Here is a 22901-nt window from a genome sequence, read left to right as displayed (position 1 = left end):
TGCGCCCCAACGAATAGCGGTGCGCCTGCCGTCCGCTGGTCTTTCCACACGAAGAATAAGAATCGAGGTCATTTTCCAATGCTCGAAGTAATCAACGATTTCCTTTCGGGGAAACTCCTCATCGTGCTGATCGTCGGGCTGGGTAGCTACTTCACCATTCGCTCCCGGTTCGTCCAGTTCCGCCACTTCACCCATATGTTCAGCGTGTTCAAGGAATCGCTGCGTGGCCAGGCAGGCCAGCTGAGCTCCTTCCAGGCCCTGATGCTGAGCCTGGCCGGCCGCGTGGGCGCCGGCAACATCGCCGGTGTCGGTATCGCAGTGACCCTGGGTGGCCCTGGTGCCGTGTTCTGGATGTGGGTTACCGCACTGGTGGGCATGTCCAGCAGCTTCTTCGAGTGCACCCTGGCCCAGGTGTACAAGCGCGCTGATGGCGACGGCCTGTACCGTGGCGGCCCGGCCTACTACATCCAGCACGGGCTGAAGCGCAAGAGCATGGCCATCGTGTTCTCGATCTTGCTGCTGGTCACCTACGGCTTCGCCTTCATCGGCCTGCAGTCGTACACCGTCACCCACTCGCTGCAGAATGCCTTTGCCTTCGACCCAAGCCACACCGGTATTGTGCTGGCCGTACTGCTGGCCATCACCTTCATCGGCGGCATCAAGCGCATCGCGGCAGTGTCGGACCTGCTGGTACCCGTCAAGACCCTGGCCTACATCGGCGTGACCCTGTACGTGATCGGCACCCAGATCGAACACGTGCCAGCCATGCTGGAAACCATCTTCAAGAGCGCCTTCGGCCTCGACCCGGCGTTTGGCGGCCTGCTCGGCAGCGCCATCGTCATGGGCGTGAAACGTGGCGTGTTCGCCAACGAAGCAGGCCTGGGCAGTGCACCGAACGTCGCTGCCGTGGCTGCCGTGAAACACCCGGGCGCACAGGGCGTGGTCCAGGCTTTCAGCGTGTTCCTCGACACCTTCGTGATCTGCACCTGCACCGCCTTGCTGATCCTGCTGTCGGGCTTCTACACCCCGGGCTTCGAAGGTGACGGCATCGTCCTGACCCAGAACTCGCTGGCCGCCGTAGTCGGTGACTGGGGGCGCGTGTTCGTCAGCGTGGCGCTGTCGCTGTTCGTCTTCACCTGCATCCTCTACAACTACTACCTCGGCGAGAACAGCCTGCAATTCCTCAGCCGTAACCGCGCAGTGTTGATGGTGTTCCGTGGCCTGGTGCTGGCACTGGTCGTGTGGGGTTCGATGCAAGACCTGTCGACCGTGTTCGCCTTCGCCGACATCACCATGACCTGCCTGGCCTTCGTCAACCTGGTGGCCCTGGCCCTGCTGTTCAAGGTCGGCCTGCGAGTCATGCGCGACTATGACGACCAGCGCAAGGCCGGTGTAAAGCAGCCTGTGTTCGACTCGTCCAAGTTTGCCGACCTGGACCTGGACCGCAATGCCTGGCCTGCCAATCCGCAGGTGGAAACAGCCACTGACAAAGCAGTCGGCCAAGTTCAGACGCAGCGCTGATATCCTCCCCTGCCCAGCCGCCCCTTCCGCGGGCGGCTTTTCTTTCTCCGCTCACCGCTACGGATGCTTTCCATGCGTGCAGTAAAGAATCTTCTCGTTCTCTATACCGGCGGCACCATCGGCATGCTCGAAACCCCCGAAGGCCTGGCACCGGCCGGTGGTTTTGACGCGCGGATGCGTGAACACTTTGCCCAGATGGCCAATGCACCCCAGGTGCAATGGACACTGCACGAGCTGAACCCGCTGCTCGACAGCGCCAATATGCAACAGCACAACTGGCTGGCGATGCGCGATGCCATCGTCGCGGCGGTGGATGTCGCGGGCCACGATGGCGTGTTGGTGCTGCACGGTACCGATAGCATGGCCTACAGCGCTGCTGCGTTGTCGTTCCTGTTGCTGGGCCTGCCAGCACCGGTAGTGCTGACCGGCTCGATGCTGCCGGCAGGTGCCCCGGACAGCGATGCCTGGGACAACCTGTGCGGCGCATTGCGCCAGTTCGAACACGGCCTGGAAGATGGCGTGCAGCTGTACTTCCACGGTCAGCTGCTGCATGGCTGTCGGGCGTCGAAGCTACGCAGCGAAGCGTTCGATGCCTTTGCTGCGCTGCCACGCCACCGTGACGCTGAGCGGGCCGATACGATCCCTGCCGAACTGGGCTACAAGCAGCCGCGCAAGCCGGTCAACCTGGCGGTTGTGCCAGTATTCCCAGGGCTTCAGGCCGGGCATTTGCAGGCCTTGATAGACAGTGGTGTGCAGGGTTTGCTGCTGGAGTGCTACGGCAGCGGTACCGGGCCATCGGATGACCAGGCGCTGCTGAATGTGCTGAGCACAGCGCGCCAGCGCGGCGTGATGCTGGCGGCTATCAGCCAGTGCCCGGAAGGCTCGGTGGTGTTCGACACCTATGCAGCGGGCAACCGCTTGCGCGGGGCCGGCCTGGTCAGTGGCGGTGGCATGACCCGTGAAGCAGCGCTGGGCAAGATGGTGGCGCTACTGGGCGCAGGGTTGGATGCTGACGCAGCGGACCGCTGGTTTGTCCTGGACCTGTGTGGCGAACGGGCTTGATCAGCGCCTTTGAGGGCCTCTTCGCGGGTAAACCCGCGCCTACGACGATTGCGTTTCCTGTGTAGGAGCGGGTTCACCCGCGAAGAGGCCCTAAAGGGTGAAAAAATGGCGGAAGGCAGCGGGAGTCGAACCTGCCCGGGAACGGCTGCCGTCCCCAACCGGGTTTGAAGCCCGGCCGCGCCACCGGGCGCGATTGCCTTCCTTGAACTCAGTGCCTGGCCTGCTGTTGGGCCAGGGCGCTGTCGGCGCGGATGTGACGCTGGTCGGCCACCCTCCGGGTCAGACCGATGCGGTCGAAGTATTCCAGAATCTGCACACTGCGCTTGCGACCGATGCCCAACATATCGCGAAACGCGGCAACCTGCACTATCTGCGTTTCGCTGGCCTGCCCCAGCATCAACGCTGCCATGCGCTGCAGCGTAGCCTCTGGATAGAACAGGTCGCGCACCACCTGATGCACCAGGCCCAGCCGGGCCAACTTGCGCAGTAACAGGCGCACATCGGCTTCGGCACGGTTCTCCTCACCCGCCAGCGTCCTGACCCAAGGTGGGTCGTATTGCCCTGCGATCAACTTCGGCTGTAGACGTGCCCACAATGCACTGTCGGCTTCGCTCAACTGCACCTTGTGGTCGGGCAGATGCAGCCATGGCCCGCTGCTGGCGATGGCGCTGTCGTCGAGCAGTTCATCCAGCAGGCTGACGAAAGCCGGCCGTTCCAGGGGCAAGGCTACAAAGCGCCGCAGGCGATCGCGGTCCGGGCCGAGCTGGTCGGGCTCTTGCTCGTGAAAGCGCGCCAGCTGTTCCAGAACCTGCTGCTTGAGCGCCTGCCATTGGGCGTTGGCGAACAGCAGTTGGCCCTGCCGGGTGGCCACCACCCGCACATCATCCGGTAACTGCCAGGTTTCCCGCAGGCGGTTGAACTGCCGCTCGAGTCGCTGCGGGCTAATGCCGCCCGGTGCATTGGCAAGCAGTGCTGGCAGTGCCTGCTCCAGATCCGCTGCATCGCGCAGCACCTGCAACTGCTGCAGACGGTCATCGCTGCGGCGTTGGCGGCTTGGGGCGAACGGGTCGAGCACCTTGCCGCCGCCCAGTGTGCGTTGGGCGCGCTGATCGCGCAGCACCAGGCGGTCACCGTGCACGGCCTGCAACGGCGCGTTGAGCAACAACTGGGCAAACATGCGTTGGCCGGCAGCCAGGCTTTCGCCTTCGAGCAAGGCGACCCGGGCCGTTACATCCTGGGTGCCGAGGTGCACATGCACAGCACTGAAATGTTCGAAAGCACGCTTCTCGCCAGGTAACAGGTTAAGCTCGATATCCACCCGAACACTGGGCGCATGCAACCATTCGGGCACCAGCCAGTCGCCCCGGTGCACCTGCTCCACGGCCAGGCGCTCGGCAGCGATGTTCAGCGCCACCCGTTGGCCTGCTTCTGCCACCAACGCGGCCTGGTTCTGTGCATGCAGGCCACGCACGCGTACCACCTTGCCGGCCTTGCCCAGCAACAACGTATCACCCGCACTGACCCGCCCGGCCAGTGCCGTGCCGGTGACCACCACTCCGGCGCCGGTAACCGCAAAGGCACGGTCGACGGCCAGGCGAAAACCACCGAAGACACTACGCTGCCGTGTTCCTGCTTCGGCCTCCAGCAGGGCCTGACGCAACGCGTCCACGCCCTCCCCGCTGATGCTCGACAGCGGAAACTGCCGCGCACCGGCATATGGCCCAGGCGCCAGCAGTTCACTGACTTGCATCTGCACCTCGGCCAGACGCGACGGCTCGACCCGGTCGCATTTGCTGATCGCCACCAACGCTTGGGGAATGCCCAGCAGCTCGATGATCGCCAGGTGTTCACGGGTCTGTGGCATGACACCGTCGTCGGCCGCCACTACCAACAACACCAGGTCGATGCCATGGGCGCCGGCCAGCATGTTGTGGATAAAACGCTCGTGGCCCGGCACATCGATGAAGCCGGTCAGCGGCGCGCCTTCGCTCAGCGCCGCATAGCGGTAGCCAAGGTCGATGGTCATGCCGCGGGCGCGCTCTTCTTGCCGCTGGTCGCCGGCCTGGCCGGTCAGCGCCAGCAGCAGTGCGGTCTTGCCGTGGTCGATGTGGCCAGCGGTACCAACGATCACTGCACCGGCCCCAGCTGCAGGGCTGGCAACTGGGCCAGCCACTGGGCTTCGTCATCCAGCTGACGCAGGTCCAGCCACAGGGCATCGTCGTCAATGCGGCCCAGCACCGGCACCGGCAGGTCGCGCAGGGCGCGCTCCAGCACATGCAGGCTGCGCCCGCGCAACTTCTTCGACACTTGCGGGCGCAGGCACAGCGCGGCACTGGGCAAGCGCGCAACCGGCTGGCTGCCACTGCCGATCATGCCCAACGCAGGCTCTACACGGATGGCCCATTGCTCGCCGAGGCGCGCCTGGAGCTCAGGCGCCAGGCGCTCGGCCTGGGCCTGGATCTCGGCTTGGCTGCGAGTCAGCAGGCGCAGGCTGGGCAGGCGCTCGGCCAGGCGATCGGGGTTACGGTACAGCGCCAGCACCGCTTCGAGTGCAGCGAGGGTGATCTTGTCGACGCGCAAGGCACGCTTGAGCGGATTTTTCTTGATCCTGGTGATCAAGTCCTTGTGGCCGACAATGATCCCGGCTTGCGGCCCCCCCAGCAGCTTGTCGCCACTGAAGGTGACGATATCGGCACCATCGGCCAGGGCCTGGCGTACCGTGGGTTCGGCGGGCAGGCCCCAGCGGGTAAGGTCGAGCAGGCTGCCGCTGCCCAGGTCTTCAAGCAGTGGCAGTTGATGTTGGTGGGCGATACGTGCCAGCTCGGCAGTAGGCACCTGGGTGGTGAAGCCCTGGATGCTGTAATTGCTGCAATGCACCCGCATCAGCAGACCAGTGCGCGGGCCGATGGCGGCCTCGTAGTCGCGGGCGTGAGTACGGTTGGTAGTGCCAACCTCGTGCAGCTTCACGCCGGCACGGGCCATGATGTCGGGAATGCGGAAGGCACCACCGATCTCGATCAGCTCGCCGCGAGAGATGATGCCTTCCTTGCGCGCGCCCAGGCTGTTGAGCGCTAGCAGCACGGCGGCGGCATTGTTGTTGACTACGGTGACGGCTTCGGCGCCGGTCAGCTCGCGGATCAGGCCTTCGATCAGGTCATCACGGTCGCCACGTTTGCCGGTGGCCAGGTCGAATTCCAGGTTGAGCGGGTAACGAGCCGCGGTCTGCATGGCCTCGATGGCTTCTTCCGGTAGCAAGGCGCGGCCCAGGTTGGTGTGCAGCACGGTCCCGGTGAGATTGAACACGCGGCGAACCTGGCTGCGTTGCTGGAGGGCGAGGCGTTCGCCGCTGCGGCCAAGGAGGATTTCCGGAGCCAGTTCGGCGCTGCCGAGTTCGCCATGACGGGCGGGCTCGCGCAGGTCGTCGAGCAACTGGCGCAGGGTATTCAGCACGGCGTCACGGCCGTGGCGATCGATCAGAGGGAGGCAAGCCGGGTGGCGAAGGAGGGTATCGATGGACGGCAGGCGTGGGGTGTCGCTGGCTAGGCTGTTGGACATGCGGTACTACCTTGGACTGATCCGTTGTCTGTGCTGGCCCATTCGCGGGTGAACCCGCTCCTACAAGTACAGCGTGATCCGGAAGGTTGGCGCAATTACCTGTAGGTACGAAGGCAAGTCGGTGTTTCAGTGTAGACCCTCAGCCACTACCCGGGGCGAGCATCAGGTTGGGCGCCAGGCGATGGAAGCCCTCCCCGTCCAGACGTATATCCAGGGCCAGGCTGGCCAGGTCATCGGCCAGCGGCTCGGCCGCCGCATCGTTCTCCAGGTAGTTCTGCTTCAGGTAGCTGTCGCACCCGGGGCAACATTCCGCGCGCAGCGGCGCTTTGCCTGGCGCATGGCGATCATCCTCAAGGCTGGTGTAACGCAAATCCTTGCTCGACTCGCAGTACACACACTTGACCCGCACCACATGCCACTCACAGGCACACAACGAACAGGCCAGGTAACGCAAGCCGTTGTGCTTTCCACGGTTGCGCACCACCCCGGCCATCGCCGGCGAACCACAAGCCGGGCATTGGGCCAGGCTGCCGGCAGGCTTGAGCTGGTGTGCGGGCAGCGCCAGCAACCAGCTGGACCAGGCCGCCTGCAACGCGGCACCGAGAAACGGCACCAGTGCTGCAGGCACACCATCGTACTGGCCTGCCAGCAAAGCAATGCCCCAGCCCTTGCGCTGATTGTCATCACTGCCTCGTAGCACCTGCAGGGCCTCACCCATCGGGCCACGGGTTTCGCCGCTGAGGTGCTCTAGCAGTGCCTGCAACCAGACCAGCCATGGCCCTTCACGCACCAGGCTGTCAGCCGCCAGCGGCGGCAAACCATGATCCATGCACAGGCGCTGACGCGCCTCGGCCACCGGCATGCCGCCGGGAGGGTTATCCACAAGCTGCTGCTGGATGCGGCATAACCGCGCAATCAACCTCAGGTAGTCGCCAAGCGCGTTGCCCTCAGCCAGTTGCTCCAGGCGGGCGGCGCGCAGTTCAAACAGGTTGGCGGCAGGCAGGTGCAGAAATGGCGGCGTGACTGCCGACGCTTCGATCTGCCCGGGTTCAAGTATGATGCTCAAGCGCTCATCCTTCTTTTCGTCCGTGATCACCCGGCGTCTTGTCGCCGGTCACTTCGCGGTACCACAATTCATGATGCTTGCGGGCCCAGGCGCGGCTGACCCAGCCATGCAGCATGGCGCCGATCGAGCCCTTGATCCAGATGCCGGCGTAGATGTGCACGATGATGCTGAGAATCAGCACGAAGGCCGCCAGCGCATGCAGCAGCGCAGACAAGCGAATGACATCGATGCCAAACCAATGGCTGAAGTATGCGCGCCAGATCACCACGCCACTGACCAGCAGCACCAGCATGCACACCAGCAGGGTCCAGAACAGCAGCTTCTGCCCGGCATTGTACTTGCCGATCGGCGGTACGCCCTCCTCCTCGTTGCGCATTACCCGGTCCACCCGGCGCAGCCACAGGCGGTCATTGGCGGTGATGAAGTTGGCCCGCCAGAAGCGCAATACCAGGCCGAGGAAAAACACGAACATCGCCACCCCGATGAAGGGATGCAGAATGCGCGTCCACGGCCCGCCGCCGAACAGGTTGCTGAGCCAGAATAGCGCCGGATGGAACAGCGCAAGCCCCGACAGCCCAGCCAGGATGAACAGGATCGCCACCACCCAGTGGTTGCTACGCTCGTTGGCGTTGTAGCGCAGGATGGGTTTGTTGTCGTTCATGGCCGCTGCTCCCCTTGCCCACCGGGCTGCTTCGGATCATAGACATGGACCGACGGGTCCACTTGATGCACGCTTTCGTCCGGCGGTGTCGGGTGTTCATCCTCCTCGACACGCTGTGGGCCGATCCGCACATAGTGGAAGAACCCCGCCAGCACCGCCGCGCCCATGGCCAACAGCGCCAGCGGCTTGGTGAAGCCCTTCCACAACCCCACCAACGGGCTGATCACTGGCTGGTCCGGCAGGCCGGCATACAGCTTCGGTGTGTCGGCATGGTGCAGCACGTACATCACGTGGGTACCACCGACGCCATCCGGGTCGTACAACCCGGCCTTGTCGTAGCCCCGCGACTTCAGATCGACGATGCGCTCGGCCGCATGCACTTTCATCTCGTCCTTGCTGCCGAACACGATCGCCCCGGTCGGGCAGGTTTTCACGCACGCCGGCTCCAGCCCCACGCTGACGCGATCGGAACACAGGGTGCACTTGTACGCCTTGTGGTCTTTCTGCGAGATACGCGGGATGTTGAACGGGCAGCCGGTGATGCAGTAGCCGCAGCCGATGCAGTGGTCCTGGTTGAAATCGACGATACCGTTGGCGTGCTTGATGATCGCACCCGGGCTCGGGCAAGCCTTCAGGCAACCTGGGTCGGCACAGTGCATGCAGCCGTCCTTGCGAATCAGCCACTCCAGGTTGCCGTCGTCGCGCTCGTGCTCGGTAAAGCGCATCAGTGTCCAGGTCTCGGCAGTGAGGTCCTGGGGGTTGTCGTAGGTGCCGTGGTTGTGGCCAACCTCGTCACGCAGTTCATTCCACTCCGAGCACGCCACCTGGCAGGCCTTGCAGCCGATGCACTTGGTAGTGTCGATCAGCTTGGCGACCTCCTCCTGCTGACGCACCGAGGGCGGCACGGTAGTGGTGGCCGAGCGGGCGATGATGTCTTGGCTGGCCATCAGAGTTTCTCCACTTTCACGAGGAACGACTTGGACTCTGGCGTCTGCGTATTGCCGTCACCGAGGAACGGCACCAAGGTATTGGTCAGGTAGCCATGCCGGGTAGCGCCGGTGAAGCCCCAGTGCAGCGGAATGCCGATTTGGTGCACGGTCTGATTGTTGACCTGCAGCGGGCGAATCCGCTTGGTCACCACCGCCACCGCATCGATATGCCCACGCTTGCTCGACACCCGTACCCGGTCGCCGGCCTTGATGCCTTTCTCGTTGGCCAGCACCTCGCCTATCTCGACGAACTGCTCGGGCTGGGCAATGGCGTTGAGCCGGCAATGCTTGCTCCAGAAGTGGAAATGCTCGGTCAGCCGGTAGGTGGTCGCCGCATAAGGGAACTCATCGTGCGTGCCGAGGGTGTCCCACACAGAATCGAAGATGCGCCCGGCCGGGTTGCTGGTGGCCTTCTTGTTCTGCGGGTGCAGCGGGTTGATGCCGATCGGTGTTTCGAAGGGCTCATAGTGCTCGGGGAACGGGCCTTCGGCCATTTTGTCGATGGCGAAGAAACGCGCCACGCCTTCGGGGTTCATGATGAAGGGGTTCATCCCCGCCTCGGGCGGCGAGTCGACCTTGAAGTCCGGCACGTCGGTGCCGGTCCAGGCCTTGCCGTTCCACCATACCAGGCGCTTTTTCTCCGGGTCCCACGGCTTGCCTTGCGGGTCGCTGGAGGCACGGTTGTAAAGGATGCGGCGGTTGGCCGGCCAGGCCCAGGCCCAGTTCTGCACCTGATGCATGCCATACGGGTCGCTGTTGTCGCGGCGAGCCATCTGGTTGCCCTGTTCGGTCCAGCTACCGGCAAAGATCCAGCAGCCAGACGCGGTGCTACCGTCGTCCTTGAGCTGACCGAAGCCCGCCAGTTGCTGGCCCGCCTTGATCACCGCGCCAGTCGGGTCGGTGACATCGGCCACCGCCCAGCCGTTCATCTCCTTGGCCAGCTCCTCCGGGGAGGGCTCTTCAGGGATCTTGTACGGCCAGCTGATATTCATTATCGCGTCAGGATAGGCCCCCCCTTCGGCCTGGTAACGTTGGCGCAGGCGCAGGAACAGCTCGCTCATGATCTGCACGTCGGTGCGCGTTTCGCCAGGGCCGTCGGCACCCTTCCAGTGCCATTGCAGCCAGCGGCTGCTGTTGACCAGCGAGCCGTCTTCCTCGGCGAAGCAGGTAGTGGGCAAGCGGATCACTTCGGTCTGGATAGAGGCCGTGTCGACATCGTTGAACGGCCCGGCGTTGCGCCAGAATTCCGAGGTCTCGGTGGCCAAGGGGTCCATGATCACCAGCCACTTGAGCTTGCCCAGTGCCGCAGTGACGCGGTTTTTGTCCGGCAGCGCGGCGATCGGGTTGAAGCCCTGGCACATATAACCATTGACTTTGCCCTGGCCCATCATCTCGAACATGCGCAGCACGTCGTAGGCCGGTACATCGAGTTTGGGCAGCCAGTCATAACCCCAGTTGTTTTCCGCCGTGGCGTTGGCGCCGTACCAGGCCTTCATCAGGCTGACGTGGAACTTGCCGTAGTTCTGCCAGTACGACAACTGCCCAGGCCGCAGCGGCTTGGAAGCGCGCTTGTCGATGTAGGCGGCGTAGTCCTGCTCGGCGTCACCGGCCAGGGTCAGGTAGCCCGGCAGCGAGTTGGACAGCAGGCCGAGGTCGGTCAGGCCCTGGATGTTGGAGTGCCCGCGCAGGGCATTGACCCCGCCACCGGGCATGCCGACGTTGCCGAGCAGCAGCTGGACCATGGCCGCACTGCGGATAATCTGCGCACCGATCGAATGCTGCGTCCAACCTAGCGCATAAAGGATCGTCATGGTCTTGCCCGGAACCGAGCAGGAGGCGATCTCTTCCCAGACCTTCATCATGGCGTCCTGTGGCATGCCACAGGTCATGCTCGCCAGTTCCGGGGTATAGCGGCTGTAATGCTGCTTCATCAGCTGGAACACGCAGCGAGGGTGCTGCAGTGTCGGGTCGACCTTGGCATAGCCGTCCTCACCCAGCTCGTAACCCCAGCCGGACTTGTCGGCGTACACACGCTTGGCCTCGTCGTAGCCGCTGAACAGGCCATCCTCGAAGCCATAGTTCTCTTTGACGATGAACGACACGTCAGTGTAGTTGCGCACGTACTCGTGCTGGATCTTGTCGTTGCTGAGCAGGTAGTTGATCAGCCCGCCCATGAAGGCGATATCGGTGCCGGTACGGATCGGCGCGTAGTAGTCCGCCACCGAAGCGGTACGGGTAAACCGCGGGTCGACCACAATAAGCCGCGCCTTGTTGTGCGCTTTGGCCTCGGTCACCCACTTGAAGCCGCACGGATGCGCTTCTGCTGCGTTGCCACCCATCACCAGGACCAGATTCGCGTTGGCGATATCGGACCAGTGGTTGGTCATGGCGCCACGGCCGTACGTCGGGGCAAGACTTGCCACCGTCGGGCCATGTCAGACACGTGCCTGGTTATCGAACCCCAGCATGCCTGTTGCGCGGATGACCTTGTGGGTCAGGTAGCCAGCCTCGCTGGAAGCAGCGGAAGCGGCAAGAAAACCGGTGGTGAGCCAGCGGTTGACCGTTTGGCCTTGGGCATTCTTCTCGATGAAGTTGGCATCGCGGTCCTGCTTCATCAGGTCGGCGACGCGGTCCAGCACCTCGTCCCAGCTGACCCGCACCCACTCTTTGCTGCCCGGCTTGCGAACCTCGGGGTACTGCAGGCGGCTCGGGCTGTGGATAAAGTCCAGCAAGCCGGCGCCTTTCGGGCAAAGTGTGCCGCGGTTGACCGGGTGGTCGGCGTCCCCTTCGATATGGATGATGTTCTGTTTGACGTTTTTCCCCGCATCGCCCTGGCTGTACAGGATCAGGCCGCAGCCGACCGAACAGTAGGGGCAGGTGTTACGGGTTTCTTTGGTATGCGCCAGCTTGAAGTGACGCACCTGCTCGGCGAATGCCGGCGTTGGGGCCATGCCCAACGCCGCAAGGCTCGAGCCTCCAAGGCCGACGGCGGCGACCTTGAAGAACTGCCGACGGTTCAGGTCCATCGTGCACTCCTGATCAGGTGGTGGACGCGCGGAACATTGCCGGCGCCTCTTGGTAGTCACGGTGGCGGCCAATTGATGGCCGCCAAAGGATAAGACTAGTCAAGAATCCAGAAGGTGCGATGACCTGGGTCAGTGGTGCGGCCCCGATCAGGCACGTGGCAAGTTGCGCACCACATTCAGCGCCGCACTGCTCTGCGCCACAGGCATGATCTCGATGGTATTGATATTCACGTGCGCCGGCTGCTCGGCAACCCAGGCTACCGTTGCTGCGATGTCCTCCGGCAGGAGGGCCTCTACATCCCGATACAAGGCCTGCACGGCGTCCAGGTCGCCATTGAGGCGCACCACCGAGAAGTCAGTGCCAGAGCACAACCCCGGCTCGATGTTGCTCACCCGCACGCGGGTGCCAGCCAGGTCGGCACGCAGGTTGAGGCTGAACTGGCGGACGAACGCCTTGCTGGCGCCATACACGTTACCGCCCGGGTAGGGGTAAGTGCCGGCGATCGAGCCGATGTTGATGATCATGCCGCTATCGGCTTCCACCATCTGCGGCAGGATCTTGTGGGTGACCATGGCCAGGCCGGTGATGTTGGTGTCGATCATCTGCTGCCAGTTTGCGGCACTGCTGGTTTGGGCACGGTCCACGCCCAGCGCCAGCCCCGCATTGTTGACCAGCAGATCGATCTGCAGCGACGCCTCACGCAGCTGCTCGACCGCCTTCTCAAGCGATACGGGGTCAGTGACATCCAGTGCCAGCGGAATGAAATTGACGCCCAGTTCGGCCTCCAGTGCTTTCAGTTTGTCCATGCGCCTGGCGCCACCGATCACCCGGTAGCCTTTGCCGATCAGGGTGCAGCAGATGGCGCGGCCAAAGCCTGAGGAAGCACCAGTTACAAATGCGGTTTTCATTGGTTATCTCCTATCAATGGATCAGGTCAGGTACTTCACGCCCAGGCTGATGAACAGACAGAGCATCGAGAACACCAACGCCTTGCGCACCACGTCGTTGCCTTTACGCAAGGCCAGGGAACTGCCCAGGTGGTTACCGAGGATGTTGCAGGCCACAAGTGGCAATGCCAGCAGGTAGACGACCTTGCCTGCGCTGACGAACGCCACCAAAGCACCGATGTTGGAAGCGAAGTTGAAGGTTTTGGAGTTGGCTGAACTGGAGACCAGGTCCATGCGCAGCAGGTAATGGAAAGCGATGATGAACATGCTGCCGGTACCGGGGCCGAAGAAGCCGTCATAGAAGCCGATGACCAGGCAAGTCAACGGCACTACGGTGTACAGCATTCGCGAAGACAGCTCGCGCTCCTCGACCGGACGATCCTTGGGGGTAAGGAAAATGAGAATGCCGAGCGGGATCAGTGCCAGGATGATCTTGCCCACCGTTTCCTGCGAGATCGATACGATCAGGTGTGCCCCCAGGTAGGCGCCTAATAGCGAAAACGGCACCCCCACCAACGCTACCTGCCAGACCATCTTGCTGTTGGCCAGGAAGTTGCGGATAGCCGCCAGCGTGCCGAGGGTACTGACCAGTTTTTCCTGGCCCAGTGCCACCTGGGGCGGCATGCCAACCAGCAGAAAACCCGGCACCAGGAACAAACCGCCACCCCCGGCAATGCTGTCAACGAAGCCCGCAACAAAAGCGATCGCGCCAAGCATGAGGATTGCCAGCAACCCGTGCTCCGCCCAGTAAGAACCCAACATGTCCATAGCAAAGTCCATCCAGTGGAGCGTTATGCCAGGCGCAGCCTGAGAGCGGCTGGCCTGATCGGTGCGATGATTGTAATTTCAAAAATTGAATCGATTCAATCTCAAATAAATTCAATTCAATTTAACCAATTACCATCATTACCTGCATCCGAGCTTTCATGCTAGGCTTTCGCGCTCTTGCAGAGCCTGGTGCCATCTCCATGTGGGTCCCCCAATACAGCCATCAAACACAGCCGGTTTACCTGATGATCGCTGATGCCCTTGAACAGGACATCGAACGTGGTCGGCTTGCAGAAGGCGATCGCTTACCCACGCTCAAGGACCTCGCCGAGGCGCTGAATGTAACCCCCGGCACGGTTGGCAGGGCCTACGACGAAGCAGCCAAGCGTGGTTTGGTGGCTGGCGAGGTAGGCCGAGGCACATTTGTCAGGCAACTGCGGCAGCCATTACCCGCCCCGTCGGTGCCCACACCCGTTGCCGGCGAGAGTAGCCAGATCGACCTCTCGATCATCAAGCCCAACGACGCTCACATGAGCGAGTGGCTAGGCACGGCTATCCGCGAACTGGCCGCCTCCTCTGACTTGGGGCAGGTACTCGACTATGTGACAGAAGGTGGCCACACGTCCCACAAACAAGCCGGTGCGACCTGGATACAGCGCTGGCTGCCTGATGCTCGCTGGCAGCAGGTGGTACTGACCGCTGGCGCCCAGCATGGGCTGCTGGTGGCCATCAGCAGCCTGTCGAAGAGTGACGATGTGGTGCTGTGCGAGTCGCTCTGCTACCCGGGCATCATATCCCTGGCCCACAGCCTGGGCCGGCGCCTGCGCGGCGTCGCCATGGACGAACACGGGCTCATCCCGGAGGCATTGCGCGCGGCCTGCCTGGAACACCGCCCTTCCCTGCTGGTGTGCGTCACCACGCACCAGAACCCGACCAACTCGATCATGCCCCCAGCAAGGCGCCAGGCTATCGCCGAGATCGCCCGTGAGTTCGACCTGTTCATCGTGGATGACGATATCTACGGTTTTCTCGAGCCCGACCCGGGCTACAAGCCGCTTGCAGCGTATGCGCCTGAACGCTCGGTGTACCTCACCAGCCTGTCCAAAAGCGTGCTGCCGGCACTGCGCATCGGCTACCTGTACGCCCCGCCGCAAACCCTGTCGCGGTTATCATCGATGGTACGCAGCAGCGTGTGGATGCCATCGCCACTGATGGCGCAACTGGCCAGTAACCTGATCAACAGCGGCAAGGCCGACCAGCTGGTGCGTATGCAGCAACAGGAGGCGGCCGCGCGCCAGCACATGGCCCGGGAGATTCTTGGCCAATACAAGATCCGCACCCAGCCTCACAGCTTCCATATCTGGCTGGAGCTGCCAGAACCGTGGACCAGCGACGAGTTTGCCAACCTGGCGCGTGATAACGGCGTAACGGTGGTCAGCGGCAGCCAGTTCCTGCCAGAACGCAGCCACCCCACCAGCGGTGTGCGCATCGCCCTGATGGCACCCAGCCGCCAGGCACTGGGCTTTGCCCTGACCAAGCTGGCAAGCCTGCTGGATTCGGCGGAGCCGCGGTTGTTCTACTGAAAGCGATGCCAGATACGCGGTGCTGCCCATAAAAAAACCCAGGGCAACTGCCCTGGGTTTCTGGTCTTGCTGAACGCCTTACCGCTCTGATCAGAACGGAATATCGTCATCGAAGCTGTCGAAGTCAGCCGCCGGCTGCGGCGCAGGCTGTTGCGGCGCTGGGCGCTGAGGGGCCTGTTGCGGGCGCTGGGCCTGCTGGCGTGGCGGTGCCTGGTTGTACTGTTGCTGCTGGCCGCCACCGTAATTGCCGCCACCCTGGTTGTATGGGTCGCCGCCCTGCTGCTGGCCTTGCGGACGACCGCCGAGCAGCTGCATGGTGCCGTTGATGTCGACGATGATCTCGGTGGTGTAGCGCTTGATGCCGTCTTTTTCCCACTCGCGGGTCTGCAGCTTGCCTTCGATGTAGCACTGCGAACCCTTGCGCAGGTACTCGCCAGCGATTTCGGCAACCTTGCCGAACAGCGACACACGGTGCCACTCGGTACGCTCGACCTTCTGGCCCGACTGCTTGTCAGTCCACTGCTCGCTGGTGGCCAGGCTCAGGTTGGTCACGGCGTTACCGTTGGGCAGGTAGCGGACTTCGGGATCCTGGCCACAGGTACCGACCAGAATGACTTTGTTAACCCCACGGGCCATAACGTTCTCCTAGGCTTCGCACGCCGAAGAGGCTGGATTCACCAGTCGCTCGAGGGTCGCACGGTCCAAAATTTTCGTATCCAGTTTGATATAGATGGCGGCTTCTTCTGCCACCACCACAGCGTCGGTCACACCCGGCACGGCCATCAGGCGCTCGGTCAGGCCGGCTTCCCGGACCGCCTCAGGCGTCAGGGGCATGCGCAGGCTGGTCACATATGGCGGCTCGTTCATGCGCAAGGCGACGATCAGCCAGATAGCACACAGCACCGCGCTACCGAGGAACACCGTGTTCAGCCCACCGTGCTGGAACAACCAGCCGCCAAGGATCCCGCCTAACGCTGCACCGAGGAACTGGCTGGTGGAATACACCCCCATTGCCGTCCCCTTGCCACCGGCAGGCGATACCTTGCTCACCAGAGAAGGCAGCGAAGCCTCCAGCAGGTTGAATGCGGTAAAGAATACCACGGTGCCAATCACCAGTCCGCGCAAACCGTCAGCCCACTCCCAGAAGTATATCTCTGTCAGCAGCAGGACACTGACTGCGCCGGCCAACACTCGTTTCATCTTGCGCTTTTTTTCGCCGTAGATGATGAACGGGACCATTGCAAAAAATGAGATGAACAGCGCAGTCAGGTACACCCACCAGTGCTGCTCCTTGGGCAGGCCGCCACGCTCGACGAACGCCAGTGGCAGCGCAACGAAGCTGGCCATGAGGACGGCGTGCAGGATGAAAATGCTTATGTCCAGGCGCAGAAGGTCCGGATGACGCAGTGTCGGGCCGATGGCCTGGCGCGCCACCCCCGACTCGCGGTGCTGCAAAATGCTGTGGGTGTTGGGTACGACAAACGCGATCAACAGGATGCCGACCAAGGCAAGCCCGGCCGTAACCAGGAACAAACCTGACAAACCAAAGGCACTTGTCAGCAATGGACCAACGACCATGGCGACAGCAAACGACAGCCCGATGCTCATGCCGATCATGGCCATGGCCTTGGTCCGGTGTTGTTCGCGGGTGAGGTCCGACAGCAGTGCCATCACCGCGGCAGAAATTGCCCCCGCGCCCTGCAGGATGCGCCCGGCAATCACGCCCCAGATAGAGTCAGCCTGGGCCGCCAGCACACTGCCCAGGGCAAAGATCACCAGCCCCAGATAAATCACCGGCCGGCGACCGATGCGGTCGGAAACCATGCCGAACGGGATCTGCAATACCGCCTGAGTCAGGCCATAGGCACCAATGGCCAGGCCGATCAGGGCAGGCGTGGCACCAGCCAGGTCCATGCCGTAGGTGGCCAGTACCGGCAAGACCATGAACATGCCCAGCATACGAAAGGCAAAGACCAGGGCAAGGCCGCCAGCGGCGCGGGTTTCGCCGCCACTCATACGCTCGTTGTGGGTGTCGTGCATGGATTAACCTCGTGTGAACCGGCGGCGATTCTATCAGTCCGACAGCTTGACGGCATCAACGCGACGCTTTGCCGCGTCATACTGGCGCGCCGTATACTTCCTTGTTTATGCCCGCCAAGCGAGGCCGCAGTGGACAAGATCCTGATTCGTGGGGCACGTACCCACAACCTGAAGAACATCGACCTGACCCTGCCCCGGGACAAGTTGATCGTGATCACCGGCCTGTCCGGTTCCGGCAAGTCGTCCCTGGCGTTCGATACCTTGTACGCCGAAGGCCAGCGCCGCTACGTGGAATCGCTGTCGGCCTACGCCCGGCAGTTCCTGTCGATGATGGAAAAGCCCGACGTCGACACCATCGAAGGCCTGTCGCCGGCGATTTCCATCGAGCAGAAGTCGACCTCGCACAACCCGCGCTCCACGGTCGGCACCATCACCGAAATCTACGACTATCTGCGCCTGTTGTACGCCCGCGTCGGTACTCCACGCTGCCCGGACCACGATATCCCGCTGGAGGCGCAAACGATCAGCCAGATGGTCGACCTGGTGCTGGAGCGCCCGGAAGGCAGCAAGCTGATGCTGCTCGCGCCGGTGGTGCGCGAGCGCAAGGGCGAACACCTGGCGGTGTTTGACGAGCTTCGCGCCCAGGGCTTCGTGCGGGCCAGGGTCAACGGCAAGCTCTACGAACTCGATGAGTTGCCCAAGCTGGACAAACAGAAGAAGCACAGCATCGATGTGGTGGTGGACCGCTTCAAAGTCCGCGCCGACCTGCAACAGCGCCTGGCCGAATCGTTCGAGACCGCGTTGAAGCTGGCCGACGGTATTGCCCTGGTGGCACCGATGGACGACGAACAAGGCGAGGAGACGATCTTCTCCGCGCGCTTCGCCTGTCCGGTGTGCGGCCACGCGATCAGCGAGCTGGAACCGAAGCTGTTCTCCTTCAACAACCCGGCGGGCGCCTGTCCGACTTGCGACGGCCTGGGGGTCAAGCAGTTCTTCGACACCAAACGCCTGGTCAACACCGAACTGACCTTGGCCGAAGGCGCGATCCGCGGCTGGGACCGGCGTAACGTGTACTACTTCCAGATGCTCGGTTCGTTGGCAGCGCACTACGGCTTCAGCCTGGAGGAGCCTTTCGGTGAGCTGTTGGCCGAACACCAGAAGGTGATCCTGCAGGGCAGCGGCAAGCAGAGTGTCGACTTCAAATACCTCAACGACCGAGGCGATATCGTCAAGCGATCGCACCCGTTCGAAGGCATTGTGCCGAACCTTGAGCGCCGCTACCGCGAAACCGAATCGGCCACAGTGCGTGAAGAACTGGCCAAGTTCCTTGGTACGCAACCGTGCCCGGATTGCCGGGGTACGCGCCTACGCCGCGAGGCGCGCCATGTGTGGGTGGGCGAGAAAACCCTGCCGGCGGTAACCAACTTGCCGATCGGTGAAGCCAGCAACTACTTTGGTCAACTGACCCTCACCGGCCGCCGTGGCGAAATCGCGGCAAAAATCCTCAAGGAAATCTGCGAACGACTTCAGTTCCTGGTCAATGTCGGCCTCGACTACCTGACCCTGGATCGTAGCGCCGACACCTTGTCCGGCGGTGAAGCGCAACGTATCCGACTCGCCAGCCAGATCGGTGCCGGTCTGGTGGGGGTGATGTACATCCTCGATGAACCGTCCATCGGCCTTCATCAACGCGACAACGACCGCCTGTTGGCCACCCTGAACCATTTGCGCGACCTGGGCAACACGGTGATCGTGGTGGAACACGACGAGGACGCCATTCGGCTGGCCGACTACGTGGTCGATATCGGCCCAGGCGCCGGTGTTCACGGTGGGCAGATCGTCGCCGAGGGCTCGCCCCAGGAGGTCATGAACCATCCCGATTCGCTGACTGGCAAGTACCTGTCCGGGCGCAAGAAGATCGTCGTGCCGGCCAAGCGCACGCCGCGCAACAAGAAGCTGCAGCTCAAGCTCAAAGGCGCGCGTGGCAACAACCTGCAGAACGTCGACCTGGAAGTACCAATCGGCCTGCTGACCTGCGTGACTGGTGTATCCGGCTCGGGCAAATCGACGCTGATCAACAACACCCTTTTCCCCTTGGCCGCCACGGCACTCAATGGCGCAAGCAGTCTGGAAGCCGCACCGCACAGCAGCATGGACGGCCTGCAGCACCTGGACAAGGTGGTGGATATCGACCAGAGCCCGATCGGCCGCACACCACGCTCCAACCCGGCGACCTACACCGGCATCTTCACCCCGATCCGCGAGCTGTTCTCCGGTGTACCGGAGTCACGCTCGCGTGGTTATGGTCCGGGGCGTTTCTCATTCAACGTCAAGGGGGGCCGTTGCGAGGCCTGCCAGGGCGATGGCCTGATCAAGGTGGAAATGCACTTCCTGCCGGACATCTACGTGCCGTGTGACGTGTGCAAGAGCAAGCGCTACAACCGCGAAACCCTGGAGATCAAGTACAAGGGCAAGAACATCCACGAGGTGCTGGAAATGACCATCGAGGATGCCCGAGAGTTCTTCGATGCGGTGCCGGCGCTGGCGCGCAAGCTGCAAACGTTGATGGATGTGGGCCTGTCGTACATCAAACTGGGGCAATCAGCGACCACGTTGTCCGGCGGTGAGGCGCAGCGGGTGAAGCTGTCGCGCGAACTGTCCAAGCGCGATACCGGCAAGACCTTGTACATCCTCGACGAACCTACTACCGGTCTGCACTTTGCCGATATCCAGCAACTGCTGGACGTGTTGCATCGCCTGCGCGACCACGGCAATACCGTGGTGGTGATCGAGCATAACCTGGATGTGATCAAGACTGCCGACTGGCTGGTTGACCTGGGGCCTGAGGGCGGCTCCAAGGGTGGGCAGATCATTGCCTGCGGTACGCCAGAAGAGCTGAGCGAGATGAAGCAGTCATATACCGGCCATTACCTGAAACCATTGCTGGAGCGGGACCGGGCCTAAGTGTTGCCAGCGCAATGAAAAAGCCCCTGGTACCGAGGGTGCCAGGGGCTTTTACTTGAGCCTGTGGGTAACTTACATCTGCGACTGCAGGTAGTTTTCCAGCCCGATGGCCTTGATCAGGCCCTGCTGCTTCTCAAGCCAATAGGTGTGATCTTCTTCGGTGTCGGCCAGCTGCGCACGCAGGATGTCACGACTGACGTAGTCCTTGTGCAGTTCGCATAGCTCGATGCCTTTACAAAGCGCACCGCGCACCTTGTATTCGAGCTTGAGGTCTGCCTCGATCATTTCCGGCACGGTGCTACCGACCTCCAGGTCATCCGCACGCATGTCAGGGGTCCCTTCGAGCATGAGGATACGACGCATCAGGGCATCGGCGTGCTGCGTCTCTTCCTCCATCTCGTGGTTGATGCGCTCGTAGAGCTTGGACAGGCCCCAGTCTTCGTACATGCGCGAATGAATGAAGTACTGGTCGCGTGCCGCCAGTTCGCCCTTCAGCAGCGTGACGAGATAGTTGATTACATCCGGGTGGCCTTGCATCGCCCTGATTCTCCATGTGAAAACGTCTATGCCACATAGTGTGAACCAGCTTTTGCCTATGGTCACTGAAAAACGCGCAATCAGACGCAAAAAATCGGTTAAACAGTAGTGATATTCATTGAAAAACCGCCCAAATGAGGGCGGTTCTTCTTATCACTTCGACTTAGGCGAGATTGATGCCCAAAGCCTTCGCAATCCCTTCGCCATAGGCCGGATCCGCCTTGAAGAAGTACTGTAGCTGACGCTGAATCACGTCTTCGCTGACACCGGCCATGGTACCGGCGATGTTGCTGATCAGCAGGGCTTTCTGCTCATCGCTCATCAAACGGAACAACGCGCCGGCATGACTGAAGTAGTCAGTGTCCTCACGGTGATCGTAGCGATCAGCCGAACCATTCAGGGCCAATGCTGGCTCAGCATGACGTGGCGACTGTTTCGGGGCATCGCTGTAGCTGTTTGGCTCGTAGTTCGGTGCACTACCGTAACTGCCGGTGGCCATCGAGCCGTCGCGCTGATAGCTGTTGACCGGGCAACGTGGCGCGTTGACTGGCAATTGCTGGTGGTTGGTGTCAACGCGATAGCGGTGCGCGTCGGCGTAGGCGAATACACGGCCTTGCAGCATGCGGTCCGGTGAAAGACCGACGCCGGGCACCATATTGCTCGGGCCGAACGCGGCCTGCTCGACCTCTGCAAAATAGTTGAGCGGGTTGCGGTTGAGCTCCAGCACACCCACCTCGATGAGCGGATAATCCTTCTGCGACCAGGTCTTGGTCACGTCGAATGGGTTCTCGTCGCGGCTGGCAGCCTCGGCTTCGCTCATCACCTGAATGCAGACAGTCCAGCGCGGGTAGTCGCCACGCTCAATGGCCTCGAAGAGGTCGCGCTGAGCGTAATCCGGGTCGGTACCTGCCAGGCGTGCAGCGTCTGTCGGGGTGAGGTTCTTGATGCCTTGCTGGGTCTTGAAGTGCCACTTGACCCAAGTGCGCTCACCCTTTGCATTGATCAGGCTGTAGGTGTGGCTGCCAAAGCCATGCATGTGGCGATAGCCGTCCGGAATGCCACGATCGGAAAAGAGGATGGTGACCTGGTGCAGCGCTTCTGGGGAATGCGACCAGAAGTCCCACATCATCTGAGCGTTCTTCAGGTTGGACTGCGGGTGGCGCTTCTGGGTGTGGATAAAGTCCGGGAACTTCAATGGGTCGCGAATGAAGAACACTGGCGTGTTGTTACCGACGATGTCCCAGTTGCCTTCCTCGGTGTAGAACTTCACCGCGAAGCCACGCGGGTCACGCTCGGTATCTGCAGAGCCGCGCTCGCCACCAACGGTGGAGAAGCGTAAGAAAGTCTCGGTTTGTTTACCGACCTCTTCGAACAGCTTGGCGCTGGTATAGCCGGTGATATCGTGAGTAACGGTAAAGGTACCGTAGGCGCCCGAGCCTTTGGCATGGACGCGACGCTCAGGAATGTTCTCGCGATTGAAATGGGCGAGCTTCTCGATCAGGTGGAAGTCGTCGAGCAACAGCGGACCGCGCGGGCCGGCGGAGCGGGAGTTCTGGTTGTCGGCTACAGGTGCACCGCTGGCGGTGGTGAGAATCTTGCTCATGGGCTCTCCTTTTCGGTCTTCAAGGGCCGGCTAATCGGCTGTAGAGAGAGTATTGACGAGCAAGATTACAGGAACAAATTCATTACATGACTTACATCAATAGAAATAAACAATAGATGTAAAAACAAAAAACCGGGCACTAGGCCCGGTTTTCTGTAGCAGACAGAACGTCTTACTCAGCAGCTTCTACAGCACCGCCGACCGGACGATCAACCAGCTCGACGTACGCCATAGGCGCGTTGTCGCCAGCGCGGAAACCGCACTTCAGGATGCGCAGGTAGCCGCCCTGACGGGTGGCGTAACGCTTGCCCAGGTCGTTGAACAGTTTGCCAACAGCGGACTTCGAACGGGTACGGTCGAAGGCCAGACGACGGTTAGCAACGCTGTCTTCCTTGGCCAGGGTGATCAGCGGCTCGGCAACGCGGCGCAGTTCCTTGGCTTTCGGCAGGGTGGTTTTGATCAGCTCGTGCTCGATCAGCGACACTGCCATGTTCTGGAACATAGCCTTGCGGTGAGAGCTGGTACGGCTCAGGTGACGTCCACTTTTACGATGACGCATGATTCATTCCTTACCAAAC

17 protein-coding genes and 1 tRNA gene are annotated in these 22901 nt (G+C 62.0%); 4 read left to right on the top strand and 14 right to left on the bottom strand.

Going from position 1 to position 22901, the window contains the following annotated elements:
- Nucleotides 1-78 precede the first annotated feature (78 nt).
- Together BJQ17_RS06940 and BJQ17_RS06935 are read left to right on the top strand one after the other, a co-directional pair.
- A complete protein-coding gene (locus BJQ17_RS06940; RefSeq protein WP_060538757.1) occupies nt 79-1521 on the top strand; it encodes a sodium:alanine symporter family protein in 1443 nt (480 codons plus the stop codon).
- A gap of 63 nt (nt 1522-1584) precedes the next feature.
- On the top strand, nt 1585-2583 hold the full coding sequence (locus tag BJQ17_RS06935) for an asparaginase (RefSeq protein WP_081384650.1): 999 nt from the start codon (nt 1585-1587) through the stop codon (nt 2581-2583).
- A gap of 106 nt (nt 2584-2689) precedes the next feature.
- On the opposite strand, the gene BJQ17_RS06930 is transcribed toward BJQ17_RS06935, so the two are convergent.
- From BJQ17_RS06930 to BJQ17_RS06885, 9 genes are all read right to left on the bottom strand, one after another.
- A tRNA-Sec gene (locus BJQ17_RS06930) sits at nt 2690-2785 on the bottom strand.
- Between the two features lie 6 nt (nt 2786-2791).
- Complete coding sequence (gene selB / locus BJQ17_RS06925; protein ID WP_070095821.1) at nt 2792-4714, bottom strand: selenocysteine-specific translation elongation factor; 1923 nt, start codon at nt 4712-4714, stop codon at nt 2792-2794.
- Nucleotides 4711-6138: an L-seryl-tRNA(Sec) selenium transferase gene (gene selA / locus BJQ17_RS06920; RefSeq protein WP_019750300.1), complete on the bottom strand. Its 1428-nt coding sequence runs from the start codon at nt 6136-6138 to the stop codon at nt 4711-4713. Before selA ends, selB begins: the two co-directional genes overlap by 4 nt.
- 139 nt (nt 6139-6277) lie before the next feature.
- Nucleotides 6278-7204 (bottom strand): formate dehydrogenase accessory protein FdhE, encoded by a 927-nt coding sequence (gene fdhE / locus BJQ17_RS06915; RefSeq protein WP_070095803.1) that lies wholly within the window; start codon nt 7202-7204, stop codon nt 6278-6280.
- Nucleotides 7205-7208: 4 nt separating this feature from the next.
- Nucleotides 7209-7865: a formate dehydrogenase subunit gamma gene (locus tag BJQ17_RS06910; protein WP_003255435.1), complete on the bottom strand. Its 657-nt coding sequence runs from the start codon at nt 7863-7865 to the stop codon at nt 7209-7211.
- Nucleotides 7862-8812, bottom strand: a complete 951-nt coding sequence (gene fdxH, locus BJQ17_RS06905; protein WP_003255436.1) for a formate dehydrogenase subunit beta — start codon at nt 8810-8812, stop codon at nt 7862-7864. Before fdxH ends, BJQ17_RS06910 begins: the two co-directional genes overlap by 4 nt.
- Nucleotides 8812-11880 carry a formate dehydrogenase-N subunit alpha gene (fdnG, locus tag BJQ17_RS06900; protein WP_139139756.1) on the bottom strand — a complete coding sequence of 1023 codons (3069 nt, stop codon included), beginning with the start codon at nt 11878-11880 and terminating at the stop codon, nt 8812-8814. Before fdnG ends, fdxH begins: the two co-directional genes overlap by 1 nt.
- A 147-nt stretch (nt 11881-12027) precedes the next feature.
- Nucleotides 12028-12789 (bottom strand): SDR family NAD(P)-dependent oxidoreductase, encoded by a 762-nt coding sequence (locus tag BJQ17_RS06890; RefSeq protein WP_003255442.1) that lies wholly within the window; start codon nt 12787-12789, stop codon nt 12028-12030.
- 21 nt (nt 12790-12810) lie between these two features.
- Nucleotides 12811-13596, bottom strand: coding sequence for a TSUP family transporter (locus tag BJQ17_RS06885; protein WP_003255443.1), 786 nt, complete (start codon nt 13594-13596; stop codon nt 12811-12813).
- A 200-nt stretch (nt 13597-13796) separates the two neighbouring features.
- Between BJQ17_RS06885 and BJQ17_RS06880 the strand changes: the two genes are divergently transcribed.
- Entirely contained in the window at nt 13797-15179 is a 1383-nt protein-coding gene (locus BJQ17_RS06880; protein WP_003255445.1) for a PLP-dependent aminotransferase family protein, read from the top strand.
- Between the two features lie 90 nt (nt 15180-15269).
- Here BJQ17_RS06880 and BJQ17_RS06875 read toward each other — a convergent pair whose 3' ends face one another.
- Nucleotides 15270-15815 (bottom strand): single-stranded DNA-binding protein, encoded by a 546-nt coding sequence (locus BJQ17_RS06875; RefSeq protein ID WP_003255446.1) that lies wholly within the window; start codon nt 15813-15815, stop codon nt 15270-15272.
- Nucleotides 15816-15824: 9 nt separating this feature from the next.
- Nucleotides 15825-17219, bottom strand: coding sequence for an MFS transporter (locus BJQ17_RS06870; protein ID WP_003255447.1), 1395 nt, complete (start codon nt 17217-17219; stop codon nt 15825-15827).
- Nucleotides 17220-17348: 129 nt separating this feature from the next.
- On the opposite strand from BJQ17_RS06870, the gene uvrA reads away from it, so the two are divergent.
- Nucleotides 17349-20183: an excinuclease ABC subunit UvrA gene (uvrA, locus tag BJQ17_RS06865; RefSeq protein ID WP_003255448.1), complete on the top strand. Its 2835-nt coding sequence runs from the start codon at nt 17349-17351 to the stop codon at nt 20181-20183.
- Between the two features lie 72 nt (nt 20184-20255).
- On the opposite strand, the gene bfr is transcribed toward uvrA, so the two are convergent.
- The 3 genes from bfr to rplQ form a co-directional block, all read right to left on the bottom strand.
- Nucleotides 20256-20720 carry a bacterioferritin gene (gene bfr, locus BJQ17_RS06860; protein WP_003255449.1) on the bottom strand — a complete coding sequence of 155 codons (465 nt, stop codon included), beginning with the start codon at nt 20718-20720 and terminating at the stop codon, nt 20256-20258.
- A 163-nt stretch (nt 20721-20883) separates the two neighbouring features.
- Nucleotides 20884-22323, bottom strand: coding sequence for a catalase (locus tag BJQ17_RS06855; RefSeq protein WP_070095800.1), 1440 nt, complete (start codon nt 22321-22323; stop codon nt 20884-20886).
- 172 nt (nt 22324-22495) lie between these two features.
- Nucleotides 22496-22882, bottom strand: coding sequence for a 50S ribosomal protein L17 (gene rplQ, locus BJQ17_RS06850; RefSeq protein WP_003255451.1), 387 nt, complete (start codon nt 22880-22882; stop codon nt 22496-22498).
- Between the last annotated feature and the right edge of the window lie 19 nt (nt 22883-22901).

Source organism: Pseudomonas sp. NBRC 111139, assembly GCF_001753955.1.
Taxonomy (GTDB): domain Bacteria; phylum Pseudomonadota; class Gammaproteobacteria; order Pseudomonadales; family Pseudomonadaceae; genus Aquipseudomonas; species Aquipseudomonas alloputida.
Note: the sequence above shows the minus strand (reverse complement) of the source record. Positions and strands in the feature narration are given on the sequence as shown.

Bases quoted from the DNA above. Each gene is read 5' to 3' on its own strand.
- BJQ17_RS06935 (WP_081384650.1), top strand. From the start codon at position 1,585: ATGCTTTCCATGCGTGCAGTAAAGAATCTTCTCGTTCTCTATACCGGC.
- BJQ17_RS06875 (WP_003255446.1), bottom strand. From the start codon at position 15,815: ATGGCCCGTGGGGTTAACAAAGTCATTCTGGTCGGTACCTGTGGCCAG.
- rplQ (WP_003255451.1), bottom strand. From the start codon at position 22,882: ATGCGTCATCGTAAAAGTGGACGTCACCTGAGCCGTACCAGCTCTCAC.
- BJQ17_RS06890 (WP_003255442.1), bottom strand. From the start codon at position 12,789: ATGAAAACCGCATTTGTAACTGGTGCTTCCTCAGGCTTTGGCCGCGCC.
- bfr (WP_003255449.1), bottom strand. From the start codon at position 20,720: ATGCAAGGCCACCCGGATGTAATCAACTATCTCGTCACGCTGCTGAAG.
- BJQ17_RS06910 (WP_003255435.1), bottom strand. From the start codon at position 7,865: ATGAACGACAACAAACCCATCCTGCGCTACAACGCCAACGAGCGTAGC.
- BJQ17_RS06870 (WP_003255447.1), bottom strand. From the start codon at position 17,219: ATGCACGACACCCACAACGAGCGTATGAGTGGCGGCGAAACCCGCGCC.
- BJQ17_RS06880 (WP_003255445.1), top strand. From the start codon at position 13,797: ATGTGGGTCCCCCAATACAGCCATCAAACACAGCCGGTTTACCTGATG.
- fdxH (WP_003255436.1), bottom strand. From the start codon at position 8,812: ATGGCCAGCCAAGACATCATCGCCCGCTCGGCCACCACTACCGTGCCG.
- BJQ17_RS06855 (WP_070095800.1), bottom strand. From the start codon at position 22,323: ATGAGCAAGATTCTCACCACCGCCAGCGGTGCACCTGTAGCCGACAAC.
- BJQ17_RS06940 (WP_060538757.1), top strand. From the start codon at position 79: ATGCTCGAAGTAATCAACGATTTCCTTTCGGGGAAACTCCTCATCGTG.
- BJQ17_RS06885 (WP_003255443.1), bottom strand. From the start codon at position 13,596: ATGGACATGTTGGGTTCTTACTGGGCGGAGCACGGGTTGCTGGCAATC.
- selA (WP_019750300.1), bottom strand. From the start codon at position 6,138: ATGTCCAACAGCCTAGCCAGCGACACCCCACGCCTGCCGTCCATCGAT.